The organism is Brooklawnia propionicigenes (assembly GCF_030297015.1).
Taxonomy (GTDB): Bacteria; Actinomycetota; Actinomycetes; order Propionibacteriales; family Propionibacteriaceae; genus Brooklawnia; species Brooklawnia propionicigenes.
Genome location: NZ_AP028056.1, coordinates 982452 through 996268, shown reverse-complemented (window position 1 = coordinate 996268; position 13817 = coordinate 982452). Strand labels below are relative to the sequence as shown.

The 13817-nt window shown below is 66.2% G+C and carries 14 protein-coding genes; 9 read left to right on the top strand and 5 right to left on the bottom strand.

What is annotated here, in order from left to right:
• Window positions 1-15: 15 nt before the first annotated feature.
• Window positions 16-525 carry a phage holin family protein gene (locus QUE25_RS04525; RefSeq protein WP_286267965.1) on the bottom strand — a complete coding sequence of 170 codons (510 nt, stop codon included), beginning with the start codon at window positions 523-525 and terminating at the stop codon, window positions 16-18.
• Window positions 526-685: 160 nt separating this feature from the next.
• Here QUE25_RS04525 and QUE25_RS04520 point away from each other — a divergent pair, with 160 nt between their 5' ends.
• Together QUE25_RS04520 and QUE25_RS04515 are read left to right on the top strand one after the other, a co-directional pair.
• The gene (locus tag QUE25_RS04520) at window positions 686-1663 is read left to right on the top strand and encodes an EamA family transporter (protein ID WP_286267964.1); all 978 of its coding nucleotides are present in this window, start codon (window positions 686-688) and stop codon (window positions 1661-1663) included.
• Window positions 1664-2040: 377 nt separating this feature from the next.
• The gene (locus tag QUE25_RS04515) at window positions 2041-2481 is read left to right on the top strand and encodes a hypothetical protein (protein ID WP_286267963.1); all 441 of its coding nucleotides are present in this window, start codon (window positions 2041-2043) and stop codon (window positions 2479-2481) included.
• Between the two features lie 651 nt (window positions 2482-3132).
• Here QUE25_RS04515 and QUE25_RS04510 read toward each other — a convergent pair.
• The gene (locus QUE25_RS04510) at window positions 3133-3909 is read right to left on the bottom strand and encodes a class I SAM-dependent methyltransferase (protein ID WP_286267962.1); all 777 of its coding nucleotides are present in this window, start codon (window positions 3907-3909) and stop codon (window positions 3133-3135) included.
• Between the two features lie 10 nt (window positions 3910-3919).
• Complete coding sequence (locus QUE25_RS04505) at window positions 3920-4816, bottom strand: HAD family hydrolase (protein ID WP_286267961.1); 897 nt, start codon at window positions 4814-4816, stop codon at window positions 3920-3922.
• 108 nt (window positions 4817-4924) lie between these two features.
• Between QUE25_RS04505 and ssd the strand changes: the two genes are divergently transcribed.
• The 7 genes from ssd to QUE25_RS04470 all read left to right on the top strand — a co-directional run bounded on the left by ssd (window position 4925) and on the right by QUE25_RS04470 (window position 9937).
• On the top strand, window positions 4925-5971 hold the full coding sequence (gene ssd / locus QUE25_RS04500) for a septum site-determining protein Ssd (protein WP_286267960.1): 1047 nt from the start codon (window positions 4925-4927) through the stop codon (window positions 5969-5971).
• Window positions 5958-7127: a TadA family conjugal transfer-associated ATPase gene (locus QUE25_RS04495; RefSeq protein WP_286267959.1), complete on the top strand. Its 1170-nt coding sequence runs from the start codon at window positions 5958-5960 to the stop codon at window positions 7125-7127. Before ssd ends, QUE25_RS04495 begins: the two co-directional genes overlap by 14 nt.
• Window positions 7124-7936: a type II secretion system F family protein gene (locus QUE25_RS04490; RefSeq protein ID WP_286267958.1), complete on the top strand. Its 813-nt coding sequence runs from the start codon at window positions 7124-7126 to the stop codon at window positions 7934-7936. Before QUE25_RS04495 ends, QUE25_RS04490 begins: the two co-directional genes overlap by 4 nt.
• Window positions 7933-8703, top strand: coding sequence for a type II secretion system F family protein (locus tag QUE25_RS04485; protein ID WP_286267957.1), 771 nt, complete (start codon window positions 7933-7935; stop codon window positions 8701-8703). The genes QUE25_RS04490 and QUE25_RS04485 overlap by 4 nt, the downstream gene beginning before the upstream one ends.
• A 139-nt stretch (window positions 8704-8842) precedes the next feature.
• Entirely contained in the window at window positions 8843-9070 is a 228-nt protein-coding gene (locus QUE25_RS04480) for a DUF4244 domain-containing protein (protein WP_286267956.1), read from the top strand.
• Window positions 9071-9161: 91 nt separating this feature from the next.
• Window positions 9162-9542 carry a TadE family type IV pilus minor pilin gene (locus QUE25_RS04475; protein WP_286267955.1) on the top strand — a complete coding sequence of 127 codons (381 nt, stop codon included), beginning with the start codon at window positions 9162-9164 and terminating at the stop codon, window positions 9540-9542.
• 5 nt (window positions 9543-9547) lie between these two features.
• The gene (locus QUE25_RS04470) at window positions 9548-9937 is read left to right on the top strand and encodes an Rv3654c family TadE-like protein (protein ID WP_286267954.1); all 390 of its coding nucleotides are present in this window, start codon (window positions 9548-9550) and stop codon (window positions 9935-9937) included.
• Window positions 9938-9959: 22 nt separating this feature from the next.
• Here QUE25_RS04470 and QUE25_RS04465 read toward each other — a convergent pair whose 3' ends face one another.
• Entirely contained in the window at window positions 9960-11282 is a 1323-nt protein-coding gene (locus QUE25_RS04465) for a DUF222 domain-containing protein (protein WP_286267953.1), read from the bottom strand.
• Window positions 11283-11514: 232 nt separating this feature from the next.
• The gene (locus QUE25_RS04460; RefSeq protein ID WP_286267952.1) at window positions 11515-13782 is read right to left on the bottom strand and encodes a DEAD/DEAH box helicase; all 2268 of its coding nucleotides are present in this window, start codon (window positions 13780-13782) and stop codon (window positions 11515-11517) included.
• Window positions 13783-13817: the final 35 nt, after the last annotated feature.

Sequence of the window (13817 nt, the reverse complement as noted above, 5' to 3'; positions counted from 1 at the left end):
GTCGTCCTCGCTGGGTCAGGCCCAATCGTCGCTGGCCGGCTTGACCAGTTTCGCCGCAGTGGTGACCGCCACGGCATCGCTGGGCGTGGTGCGGTTCTTCGCGTCCTGGGCGCCGAACTCGATGGCATCGGTGATAGCTCCGATGCTGGCCTTGGTCTCGGCGATGGTGGCCTGCGGCGCCTTCACCTGGCTGATCTGGGACTTACCGAACAACGCGAGAGCCGCGACGATCAGTAGACAGAGCACCGTCATCGTCAAGAAGCCGAACATCAGCGCAGTCAGCGGATTGCGGTTCAGGATTTCGTGGAAGAACATCGACAACGCGAAAGCGAAGGTCAGCAGCACCAGGAACAGAGCAGTGAGACCGACGACTGCGGCAGCTGCGAAGGCTCCGGCACCGATCCCGCCATGCTTCGCCGCCGGCTTGAGTTCGGCCTTCGCCAGGTCACCGATCTGACTCACCATGTTGGGAATGGTGGTCTTCAGTACCTGGATGTAATCAGCGATAGTCGGACGATCGGCCATTGTCGGTCCCTTCTTGTGCTGGCCGTCGTGCTTCGGACTTCCGCGGCCAGCACCAGCCTAATGCTGTCGCGCGGTGGGGGCTCGCCAACCCCCGAAACGGAAGTCATTCGTGTCATCGACCGGTTCGGCTTTTCCTGGACGCTCCCATAGCATGTAGGCCATGCGTCCCAAGTACCCGAGCTTCGGCTGGGGTCTGTCGATAGCCCTGCTGTCAGCGTTCTTCTTCGGTATGTCGGGGACGTTGGCCGCGGGCCTGCTCAAGGCGGGCTGGTCACCGCTGGGGATCGTGGTGCCGCGGGTGGGGATCGGTGCCGCGGTCATGGTGGTGCCGGCCGTCATCGCGTTGCGTGGACGCTGGCGTCTGCTGCTGCGCAACTGGCGGCTGCTGCTCGGCTACGGATTGTTCGGCATCACGGTGCCGCAGTTGGGCCATTTCAGCGCCGTGCAGTATCTGCAGGTCGCGCAGGCGCTGCTGATTCAGTACCTGGCGCCGCTGGCCATCGTGATCTGGTTGTGGATACGCCGCGGAGAACGTCCGGGCCGCCGAACGGTGCTGGGATCGGTGCTGGCGATGGGCGGACTGGTGCTGGTGCTGCAGGTGCTCGGAGCCGGCCCGGCTTTCGACATCCGTGGGCTCATCTGGTCGCTGGTCGCGATGGTCGGCAACGCCGCCTACTTCGTCTATTCCTCCGACGACACCAGCGGGCTGCCGCCGATCGTGCTGGCCGCGGGTGGCTGCCTGGTCGCGACGATCGTGCTCTGCCTGGTGGCGCTGCTCCAGCTGCTGCCTGTCGCGACGGCGTCCGTGGCCGTGGCCTACGCGGGCCTCGAAGTGCCCTGGTGGCTGCCGTTGGTCTTCCTCGGCGTCCTGAGCTCGGCGGCGTCCTATGTGACGGGAATCATGGGCGCGCGGCTGCTCGGTACCCGGCTCGCCTCGTTCGTCGGGCTGTCCGAGGTGCTCTTCGCGATCATTCTCGCGGCATTGCTGGTCGGGCAGATGCTGACGGTCGCGCAGATGCTCGGCGGCGTCCTGGTGTTGGCGGGTGTCGTGCTGGTGAAACTGGGGGAGACCACACGTCGTGATGGTGAGCCGGTTTCCGCAGAGTCTTCCGCGCCGGGTCTGGAGACTGCCAGATGAAAGATCGAGGCTGGCGGAGTGCGGCCCGACTACGCCTTCAACCGTGTCGGGCCTCTTGACAAAGTCGGTGACTTGGGTGTTAACCTGTGGTTGAGACATCCGTTTAGAGTTTTGGAGGTCTTGCTTTGGACAGAATTTCTATGAATAAGGAATTGAACTAGAGGCATTTAAGACTCGTTTACGAAAGAAGAAATTTTATAATGCGCACCCCAGCAAAAATAATCACAGTTATAGCAACGCTGTTGTCGTGCCTGCTACTCCCAGTGTAGTCGTCCTATGCAGACTTTGATACAGTCAAGTCTGATAGCGTCACTTACATCTCCCCGCAATTCTCGGCTGCTTCCGACAAGCTGGACGAACAGCAGACCATGAGCTTGATGACGAATGCCATAGATGAAGCCAAGTTAGCTGATACTGACGGATTCTTGGCGCGTGCCGCACTTCTTGAAGGATCGGACGGCTTTAGTCAAATAATGCAGGGAAGTACCGCAGAGGCCAGAGTATTCTATCGGGATTTCTTTGCAGCCGTTGCCGACAACAGCCAAATCGACGCATTCATCCGGAATGCGGACGGGAAATATATCCATACGGCCGTATCTTCAGATCGAGTCGAAGTAACTATCTCCGACCAGCCCACAATGCAAACCAGAGGATACGACTGCTGGCAAGCCTACGTTGCTTCATACTCGTTCTTTGCGGCCACCACAGCGATTTGCGGCGCAATTACCGCGGCTGGCACCCCCGTCGCCGGCGTTGCTTGCGCGTTGGCGTTCTGGGGGATTGGTACTCTCCCGGACTTCAACGCCGCCTGCAATTAATCGGCTGGTAGAAATGCGAGGAGGTAGAGATGTGGTGGAAGAGGTTTTTCAAGATGAGCCTTATCCTCGCGGCCTGTATGATCCCATTCTCAATACTTCTCTGGTTGCTGGGTATCGGGCAATGGGACCTGGCTACGAAGATTCCGCAGGGCATCTTCGTGTGCGTCATCTTCGGGGTCTCGTCAGCCACAGCCTTCGCCTACAAAGACAAGCGTGAGGCCGCAAAGAGATAGCAACACTATCTCCGATGGGTGACGAATCATCGATCAAAGTCTGCGGCTAGCTATCTAGGATGTTGGTATCGAGACTGCGTAGATGCGCAGAGTCAACATCCTAGATAGTCGCGTCTTGCGCGAGGTGACCCCCCAATCTGACGACGGGTGCATGCCCGACTACGAACTCAGGTCGACGAAGAACCCGACCGTCACCACCGCCGCCCAACACCTCGGCGTATAGCCAGCGCGCATCGGCGAACTCGAATTCGGGATCTGCGCGGTCCCGCACGATGGACGACGACGAATCAGAAGTACTCGGCCGAGATGTGGCAGCGTGTGCCCCGCAAGCCCCGGGCATTCAGACCGCATGTCTGCGGTCCGGCATGGTGCCGGTCTTCTCGGTATGAGAGCGGAGATATTGCGCCGCTGGTCTCGTCTAGATCGGGATGACCAAGGAGCCATCGCCGAACGAGATGGGCTGAGTAAGCTCATGATGATCGACATATGCCCGCCAGCACTGCATCTGGTAAGGCAGCCGCAATTCTGACATCCGGGCCGCACTGTCGAGGATCTGGTTCAGTTCGCCCATCAGCTGACGGCGTTCGGTGTCGGTCAGGCCGCTGACGACGCGCTGCTCGGAGACCATCTCGACCAGTGCGCGACGGGTGATCGGAGCCCACAGCCGGAACTCGTGACGCTCGATCCTCGGGTAGTACTTGCTTCTCAGCAGGTCTTCGTGACTGTTGCCGGCCGAGCCCGACATTGCGTCCGGGTCGATGGTGCGCATCAGCGCAATCAACCTTCGCACCCAGGGCACGGTGTCGTCGCGGACGATCTGCCAGCCGGCCACCCAGCCGCCCGGCTGCAGCACCCGGCTGAGCTGCCCGTGTGCCTGGTGCGCGTTGATCCGCGGACGACCGGGCTGCGCTCGCCAGGGTCCGCCGAGCAGCACGACGTGGGCGGCACAAGGCTGGAGGGGGAGCTCGTCCGCTCGTCCGGCCGCCGTGAACAGTGCCTCGCTGGCCGGTCCGTCACCTCGGAGCTGGTGGCAGCGCTGGGTATCGGGTTCGATGGCGAGCACGCCGTGGCCCTGGGCCACGAGCCGGTTGATGACCCCGCGCGAGCAGCCGAGCGTGACGACCTGCACCGGCTCGGCGCCCACCAGCCATTGCAGGGCAGATTGGGGGAGCGAAGGGTGGGTGACAGCTGGCATGGACCCCACTCTAGAACCGGCCCCCGCAAGCGAGCAGGCGCTCGATGATCACCGCCACGCCATCGTCGGTGTTGGCCGGAGCGATCTCGTCGGCGACCGCCAACACGGGCGCGGTGCCGTTGGCCACCGCCACACCGTGACCTGCCCAATCGAGCATCTCGCGATCATTGGCGGAATCGCCGAAGGCCAGCACCTCGTCGGCGGTGAAACCGTGCTCGGCGGCCAGCAGCTCCAAGGTGGTGGCTTTGCTCACCCCGGCCGCCGACATCTCGATGAACGGCACGCCCGAGGTCGTCGGCAGCACACCCACATGGGCGACCTGCTCGCATAGCTCGAACAGCGTCTCCAGCGGCAACCCACCGTGCCGCGCAATGATCTTGACCGCTGACTGCGCACTCAGCCCCGACATCGGCACCTCATCGAGGTCTTCGGGGTTGCGGCCATGGTTGCCCGGTTCCATCAACCCGAGATAGCCCGGACCGGGCAGCAGGTCGTAACCACTGCGGGTGAGCGTGGCGAAGCGGGTGTCGGGCGCCAAGTCGAGAAGGCTCTCGATCAGCGCGGCGCAGACCTCGGCGGCGATGGGACGCTCGGCGAGCACGGTGTCGTCCGCGGCGTTGTAGACGACCGCGCCGTTCGAACAAACCGCCAGATCACGCAGTTGCGCAGGCAGCACCTTCGGCATGTCGATGACGGAGCGTCCGGTGGCGGCAACGACGAGGATGCCTGCGTCCTGAGCCGCAGCGATGGCTCGCCGCGTGCGGGCCGAGGTGGACTTGTCCGGAAGCAGCAGGGTGCCGTCGAGGTCACTGACGATCATCCGGATAGTCATCGCGTCCGCACTCTGCCCTTCTGCCGGGGCCATCCCGGCAGTGACCAGTTTGCGGTGCAGCCCGCGGTTCGGCAAGCTCGCTGCCTTGGATGGCAGCGGCATTCGCATCTCGGGATCGCCAAGTTATCCACAATCTCGGCTCGCTGTGACCGATTGGGATGGTGGCTTACCAATACTGTGGGCATGTCGGCACCCCTGATAGTTTCCCGTGACGCTGCCGTGATCGAGGCCATCATGGCGGCGGCCGCCGCAGTTCAAGTCGAGCCCGAGGTGGCTCGCGACACCGAGACGCTGCGCCGCAATTGGCTGCGGGCGTCGGTCGTCCTGATCGGAGCCGATCAGGCTTCGTCGGTGGCCGGGCTCGGTCTGCCACCGCGCCGCAAGGTGCATCTGTGCGGTCCGGACGCGGCGGTTCTAATGTCGTGGTCGGTGCCACTCGATGCCCCGGTGATGGTGCTGCCGCAGCAGACCGGTTTCGTCAGCTCCCTGCTGGCAGGCATCGACGAAGTGCCGGACGATGCGTCCGTGGTGCTACGCGTGATCGGTGGCAGCGGCGGGGTGGGCGCGACCACCCTTGCGGCGGGCCTGGCGCAACGGGCGGCCAAACAGCAGCTGCGGGTCGCCGTGACCGAGCTGGACGCGACCGGCGGCGGTCTCGATCTGGTCTTCGGTGCCGAGCAGGCCCCCGGCTGGCGGTGGCCCGATCTGGCCTCGGCCGCGGGGCACATCGGCGATCTGAGCGGGCAGCTGCCGAATGTCAGCGGGGTCGATCTGATCTCGACGGGTCATCCCCGGCTGAACGATGGGCGCCGCAGGGGACCGGGTCTTCCCTCGTCGGAGGCTGTCAATGCGGCGGTGGCGTCGCTGGTTCGCAGTCACGACCTGGTGATCCTCGATGCCGGATCGCATCCGGATGGGGCAGTCATGCCGCGCGCCGTCGATCTGCTCGTAGTCGCGGCCGAGGTCAAGGCCGTCATGGCCGCCAGATCCAAGGTGGCCGACTGGGGGCTGGACGATGCGGTCGTGGTGCTGCGCACCGGTCCCGGGCGACGGCTGGACGGGGCAATGGTCGCCGAGACGCTGGGTTTGCCGATGATCGGCGCGGTACCGCACGACCCGGCGCTTCCGGGATGCCTGGAGACCGGCACGCCGCCCGGGCTGCGGCGGGGCAGATTCGCCCGGGCCTGCGATCGGCTTCTCGATGAGTTGATGCCCGATGACCGAGCATGATCTTGAGATGGTGCGGGTCCGGCTCGCCGGGCTGGGCCGGACTTGGACACCACGCGATGTTGCGGATGCCCTGCGGGCGCTGGGGCTGGTGGTCAGCGACGCGATGGTGCTCTACGCCGTGGAAGCCCTGCGTCGCGGCAGCATCGGAGCCGGCCGCCTGCAGCCTCTGCTGAGCATCGAGGGGCTGACCGACGTCCTGGTCAACGGGCCGGATCAGGTCTTCATCGATCGCGGCCACGGACTCGAAGACACCCAGGTCCGCTTCGAATCCGACGCCGAGGTGCGTCAGCTCGCCACCCGGCTCGCGGCCAGCGTGGGTCGCCGGTTGGACGATGCCTGCCCGTTCGTGGACGCACGGCTGGCCGACGGCACCCGCTTGCACGCCGTGCTCGCAACCATCGCCGATCCGGGAACCTGCTTGTCACTGCGTGTTCCGGCGCGCCGCTCGTTCTCCTTGGACGACTGGGTGGCCAACGGTTCGATCTGCACCCAAATGGCCGAGGTACTGCAGGCGTTGGTGGCGTCCAAGGTCGCATTTCTGATTTCGGGCGGAACCGGGTCGGGCAAGACCACCTTGCTGGCCGGTCTGCTGGGGTTGATGCCGGCCGCTCAGCGGCTGGTGATCGTCGAGGACTCCCGCGAACTGGCCCCCGATCACCCGCACTGCGTTCGGATGGAGTGCCGTCAGGCGAACTCCGAGGGCGCCGGCATGATCACCATGACGGACCTGGTCAGGCAGGCCTTGCGGATGCGTCCCGACCGGCTGGTGCTCGGTGAGGTGCGCGGCGCCGAACTGTGCGATCTGCTGACCGCACTGAACACCGGACATGAGGGCGGTTGCGGAACAGTGCACGCCAACTCGGTCGCAGATGTGCCGGCCCGGCTGGAGGCGCTGGCCGCGCTCGGCGGTCTGGGACGCGAGGCCTGCCATGCTCAGGTCGCCTCGGCGCTGCGGGTGGTGGTTCAGGTCAGCAGGCTGGCCGATGGTCGCCGCAGCGTCACCCAAGTCGGCCTTGCGCAACGCTCCAGTTCCGGACATGTCTACATCGAAATGGCGTTGGCAAGCACAGATGGACGATCGGTACGGCAAGGGCCGGCCTGGGGCCAGCTCGCCGAGTTGCTGGACATAGCGGCCGGAACTCAGGAGGCATCGTGATCGTTGTGGCCTGCCTTGGGTTGGCAACATGCTTGCTGCTGTGGTGGCCTCCGGATCCCTCCCGGCGGGTCGCGGCCTGGCTGAACCGCAGGCATCAGTCCCGCACGGTCCGCTCGGTGGCCGGATGGACGCGCGGCCTGGTGGTCGTCGCCGCGTTGTCGGTTTGCGTGAGCTTTGCTCCGCAGCTGCTGGTCTGGCTGGTGCCCGGGCTGGTGGTGGGGTGCACTGTGGGCTGGCTGATCGCGAACTCGCGGGCCGAGAAGCTACGCCACCACAACAGCGAGGAGGTGGTGCAGGCCTGCATCGCGGTCGCGACCCAGCTGCGGGTCGGCGACATCGCGCCGGCCGCGCTGGCCCGGGTGGCGGCGGATTGTGCGCTGCTGCAACCGGTCGCCGCGACTCAGGCGATCGGGGGTGATGTGCCGGCTGCGCTGCACGCGGCCGCGATGCATCCGGGCTGCTCGGGCCTGGCCGGCCTCGCCCGATCGTGGCAGCTCTGCCAGATTACCGGCGCCCCCATCGCGGACGCTGCCAGCCGGGTGTCCGAGGGGTTGAGAGCCGAGGCCGCCGCCGAACGCCTGGTGGCCTCCGAACTCGCCTCTCCGCGGGCCACCGGGAAGATGCTTGCGCTGTTGCCCCTGTTGGGTATCGGTCTGGGGTTCGCCGGTGGTGGCGACCCGCTGGTCTTCCTGCTCGGTGGGCTCGTCGGGCGCATCTGCCTGGCAGCGGCCGTCTGTCTGGTCTGCGCGGGTCTGGTCTGGACCACGTTGTTGGGCAGGCTGCCGGGCGAGCAGGCGGACCAGCCATGATCACGTCCGGTCCGGTGATTGCGGGCCTGGCCTTGGGGGTGGCGCTGCTGTGCCTGTTTCCGGGTCCGAACCGGTCCGCACTGCGCCAGGTGGCGACAGCTGCCTCGGGGGCCAAGCGCGTGACGGCGTGGCAAGGTCGGATGCCGGGCTGGTTGTGCCGGATCTCGGGCCTGCAGTGGCGCTTCGGCCTGCTCGCCGGCGCGGTCTGCTGGCTGCTGGGGGGCCAAGGTCTGGCGGCCTGCCTGGTGGCTGCGGGCGCGATACCACTGGCCATCGCCGGGCTACGGTGGCTGGAATCTGCGTCCCAGCGGCGCAGGGCTCAGCAGCTCGCGGCCCAACTGCCGGGCTGTCTGGAGTTGTTCGCGGCCGCATTGGATGCCGGGGTGCCGTTGCGGGCGGCGGTTCGGCATGTGGCGGCGCTGGCGCCGGAACCGAGTGCCGGACTGTTGCGCGCCGTCCTCGGCCATCTCGATCTGGGACGCTCTGATGCGCAAGCCTGGGCCTGGTTGCGCGATGACACCGTGTGGGGTGCAGTGGCACGCGACCTTGCCCGCTGCGCGGAATCGGGCGCGGCGGTCGCCGAGGTGCTCGAGGTGCACGCCGCAGAAGCCAGGGCGCTGCGCCGAGCCCGGCGCGAGATGGCCGCCCGGACGGTCGGTGTGCGATCGGTGCTGCCCTTGGTGTGCTGCTTCCTGCCCGCGTTCATCCTTGTCGGAGTCGTGCCGATCATCGCGGCCACACTCGGCTCCTTCACTCAACTTCGCTGAATTGTCCACAGAGTGTTGTCCGCCTGACCGATCCGGTACCCCACTTGCCAATCCTTGTATCGATTCCACGGCAGACCCACAGATCTGCGGGATCTCTCCCACGGCCCGGCGACGGGCTCCACCTGAAAGGAAGCGAAACATGACTACTCGGTTCGATACCCACCTCCCGACGCCCGTGATCCGCGGCCGCGGACTGCGCTCGGCTTGCCAGCGAGGCATGGCCACGGCCGAATACGCGGTCGGGATCCTGGCCGCCGTGGCTTTGGCCCTGGTGCTGCTGAACGTGTTCACCAACAACGACTTCTTCAGCGCGATGCTCAAGTTCGTCGTCAATCTCATCTCGCAGGTCGGCGGGATGCTGCCCTGATCAGATCCGAGGTTCGGGTGGGCCAACGTGGACGTGCCCACCCGAACCTCTTCTTTTGCACCACCCCGATCCCATTCGCGCAGGAGACATGATGCTTCGAGCCACAGCCGCAGATCCGGCCACAGCAGATCCGGGCCCCATCCGCCGCGGACAGCGGGGCATGGTGACCTTCGAACTCGCCGTGGGCATGCTGACTGCCTGCCTGATGGCCGGGATGCTCGGTTGGACCGTCAGCCTGGTGGCATTGCAGGCGCGCTGTTCCGACGCGGCCGGCCAGATCGTGCGGCAGTTGGCTCGCGGTGATCAGGAGGCTGCGCAGGAGGCCGAGCAGCACGTTCCGGATGGTGCGCGGGTGCAGGTCGTTGAGGCCGGCCAGCAGATCACCGTCCAGGTTGCCGTCGATGCCCGCTGGGGAGCCCTCGGGCCGATCGAGATCGAAGGACGTGCAACTGCTCCGACTGCGGGGCGGTGATCAGCATGCAGCGCCGCCGGCGAACCCAGCAGCCAGCTGAGCGGGGGAGTGGCACCATGCTAATCCTCGCCGTAGTGATCGTCCTGATGCTGGTTGCGGCCGTGGGCGCCTGGTTCTCCAGCTGGCTGGCCAGCGGCGCCCGGGCCCGCGCGGTCGCCGATGTCGTGGCAATCGCGGCCGCCCAGGCCCAACGAGACGGACGCCCCGCCTGCCCCGTTGCCGAGCAGGCCGCCGCCGCCAACGACGCGGTCCTGGCGAATTGCGAAGTCACCACAGGATGGGGCGAGTTCATCGTGGATATCGCCGTGGACGTCGAGATGCGCCCGCAGATCGCGGGAGCGCCCCAGAGCGCGCACGCCGAGTCCAGGGCCGGCGTCGTCTCCGACATCCCGTGAGGGCGGGGACGGCGCCCCCGCATCAGGTTCGCATCGCTACCGTGGTTTCGAATCTGTTCTGGTGGTCGGCTTCTTCAGTTGGTGGTACCGACACTCGGGTGGTTCCTTGTGGTGTGACTTGGTAGTGGTAGCCGTGGGGTGAGGTCCAGTGGTAGATCCCGGGTGCCGGTTGTTCCAGTGTCCATTTGCTGTGGGTCTTCGCTCGGTGGGCCTTACGGGATAGTGGCCCGAGGTTGGCGAGGCTGGTTTGTCCGGCCCGGCCGTCGATGTAGGGGATGGTGTGGTCCATGTCGCAGTGGCTGGCTTTGCGGGTGCCCCAGGGGAACACGTCGACGGGGTTGCGTTGTTCGATGGCGAACCGCATCCGGGCCGGGGTTTCGTAGCAGTCGGCTGGGCGTAGCCCGGCGGGGTCCACGATGGGCCGGACGACGACCTTTGATCCGTCCAGGAAGGCGGGTAGCTGCTCGGTGAGTAGCGGCCCCCAGTCTGCTATCCGGGCCACCCCCGACGCTGGGGATGAGGCGCCGGCGGTGAGTGCGGGATCGTCCGCAGCGATGTGGACGATCAGGGTGTGGGTGGGTAGCGCCTCCTGCCCTAACGCTTGCCGGGCCAAGATGCCGACGGCGGCGGCTCGGCGCCGGTCGAGATCGGTTCCCGGGATGGTTTCTGGTAGGGCGGGTAGGGTCGTGGCGATTTGGGTGAGGACGTGGTCGAACAAGATTCCGTCGACCGGGTTGACGACACCCCAGAAGCTGACGTGTCCGTCTTCGATTTTGGATACTCGTACCCGGCGTGACTGGCGTCGTGCTTCGGCTCGTTGCCGGGCCAGGTCGGGGTCGGCGGCGATGATCAGTCCGGGCAGTGCTTTGATGACTCGTGACCACGGCATCGTGGCGGCGGCCTGGCTGAGCTTCTGGTCGACTTCCCGCGCGGCGGCGGCGGGTAGGTGGGCGCACTCGAGGCAGATCCGGTTCGCCTGCCAGACCCGGACTTTCCCGGCGAGCACGGCTTGCCAGAGCAGGGGGTGGCGTTCTCGCAGGTCGAGGGCGTTACCGATCCGGGAGATCGCGGCTTGGGGTGAGATTCCTAGCACGGGGCCCAGTTCGAGGGCGAGGAACTCCCCGACTTGCGGGGTGCCGTCATGGCCGGGTTGTATCAACTGTTCGATTCCCGCATCGACTGCGGCGGTGTCGACCTGCCAGAGGTCGGCGGTGTGGGTGATCGTCACCAACTCGGCGACCTCGGCGGCCAGTAACTGGTCGTGGGCATGTATCAACGCGTCGAAGGCTTGTCTGCTGGTCTCCTGCCGGGCCAGGAATTCGGGGTCACAGATGGGGGTATCCATGACCCCATTGTAATCGAACACATATTCGAATACAGCAGAACAGTGAAGACTTCTCTTCGATGTTTCTTCGCAGGACTTCCGCCAGGCAGCCTTGTCCAAGCCGAAGTCGCGGCGTCCGAAGTCGCTCCGACGAAGCCGGCCAATGACATGAAGGCCCAGGCCCCGCTGTGCGGCTGCATCGGAACCCTCTGGCGATCTCATGGGATCCGACGCCGAGCAACGCCCCGCCCACTCACCCCAGCAGCACGCTGAGCAACTCGGCCGCCGACGACTTGTCGAGCATCCGGTTGCCGTTGCCGCACTTGGGTGAAACGCAACACGACGGGCAGCCGGTCTCACAGTCGCAGCTGGTCAGCCGCTCCAAAGCGGCCCGCCACCAGGCCTCGGCCACGTCGAAGCCGCGCTCGGCATATCCCGAACCACCGGGCATGCCGTCGTGCACGAAGATCGTGCACAGCTGCGTGTCGGGATGCAGCGCCGTCGACAGCCCGCCGATATCCCAGCGGTCACAGGGTGCGAACGCCGGCAGCAGACCGATCGCGGTGTGCTCGGCCGCATGCACCGCAGCCCCCAGCCGCGCCACCGAGAACGACAATCGCGCGACGACCTCGTCCGGTATCAGCCACCACATCGACTGGGTGGTCATCTGCCGCCTGGGCAACTCCAGCGGTGTCTCGTCCCACACATCCGAGGTGAGCGAATCGCGCCGCAGATAGCCGGTCACCTGGCTCGACAGCTCGACCTCGCCGCGGCAGATCACTCCGTTCCCGCATCGCCGTTGCGCCTGGGTATGCACCACCCGCACCTCGCTGGTGCCCAGCGGCTGCGTGTAATACGGCAGCTCAACCGAACGCACCAGGGCCACCGACTCGTCCGGAAGATATTGAACTACCAGCCACTGTTCGCCCTGATGCAGGTAGACGGCGCCCTCGTGAACCGTTCGGTCGGCGGCGCCGTGGTCGACGCTGCCCAGCACGCGTCCGGTGTCGGCCTCGACGATCTCGACCGGGTGATCATGCGAACCCCGCAGATCGATCTCGTCGACGGCCCGATAGTCCTTGGTCCAGAACCAGCCACTCGGCCGCGCGCGCAGCACCCCCCGCTCACTCAACGTGCCGGCCACTGACGTCATCGTCGGGCCGAACCACCGTTCGTCCGCGGGTTTCAGTGGTGCCTCCTGCGCGGCCGCTGCCAACTGCGGCCCCAGCACGTAGGGGTTCTGCGGATGCAGCACCGTCTGTTCCACCGGACGATCGAAGATGAATTCCGGATGGTCGAGCAGATGGCCGTCCAGGGGATCATCGCGGGCGATCATCACCACCAGGGCATCCCGGTCGCCGCGCCCCGCGCGTCCCGACTGCTGCCAGAACGATCCCAGGGTGCCCGGGAACCCGGCCATCACCACCGCATCCAACCCGGTGATGTCGATGCCCAACTCCAAGGCATTGGTCGCAGCCACCCCGGCAAGCTGTCCCGACCGCAGCCGGGATTCCAGCTCCCGGCGATCACCCGCCAGATAGCCCGAGCGATAGCTGGCCACCCGGCGCCCCGACCCGATGCGATCGGTGGCGCGCAAGGCGATCAGCTCCGCCTGGGTGCGGCTGGCGACGAAGGTGATCACCTGCTGGCCGTCGTCCACCAGCCTCGCCAGCAGATCGGACGCCTCACCCGGCGCGTCGGTAGCCGGACGCCACAAGACGACATCGCGTGCCGCATGCGGCGAAGCATCCTGGCAGACCTCCAGCAGCGGATCGTTCTCGCCGATCAGCAGCGCTCCCGAGCGTCCGGCGTCACTGGCCGTCGCCGAAGTCAGGACGAAGACCGGATCGGCGCCGTAGGCATGGCACAGCCGCCGCAGGCGACGCAGCACTCCCGAGACCTGCGACCCGAAGACTCCGCGATAGCGGTGTGCCTCATCGACCACCACATAGCGCAGCGACCCCAAGAACCCGGACCACTGCGAGTGATTGGGCAGCACCGATCGGTGCAGCATGTCGGGATTGCTCAGCACGAAACTCGCGTAGTCGCGCGCGAATCGTCGCTCCATGGACGACGAATCGCCATCCAGGCAGGAGACCTGCCAGCCCGACGGTCCGAGCTTGCGAGCCGCCGCCCACTGATCGTGAGCCAAGGCCTTGGTGGGGGCCAGATAGAGCGCCGTGTGGCGCGCCACGCCCAGTCTCGACCTCAGATCGCCGGTGGTGACACCCAGGCTAGCGACCTGCGCACGGACTGCGGTCGCAGCCATGATCGGCAGCAGATAGCCCAGCGACTTGCCCGACGCCGTCGCCGTGCTCACCGCCACATGCTGACCAGCCCAGGCCGCGTCGGCGGCCATCACCTGATGCAGCCACGGCCGTTCGATACCCGCACCGGTCACTGCGTCCCGAACGGAGCCGGGCAACCAGGTCGGCCACTCGGCGCACTGCCCGTCGAGGGCATCGCGATGGCGCACGCAGACCACTCGCGGATCGTGCGCCAGCCAGCCGGGAATCGCCACGGAATCAACCTTGCCACGTCCGCTCGGCCGAACCC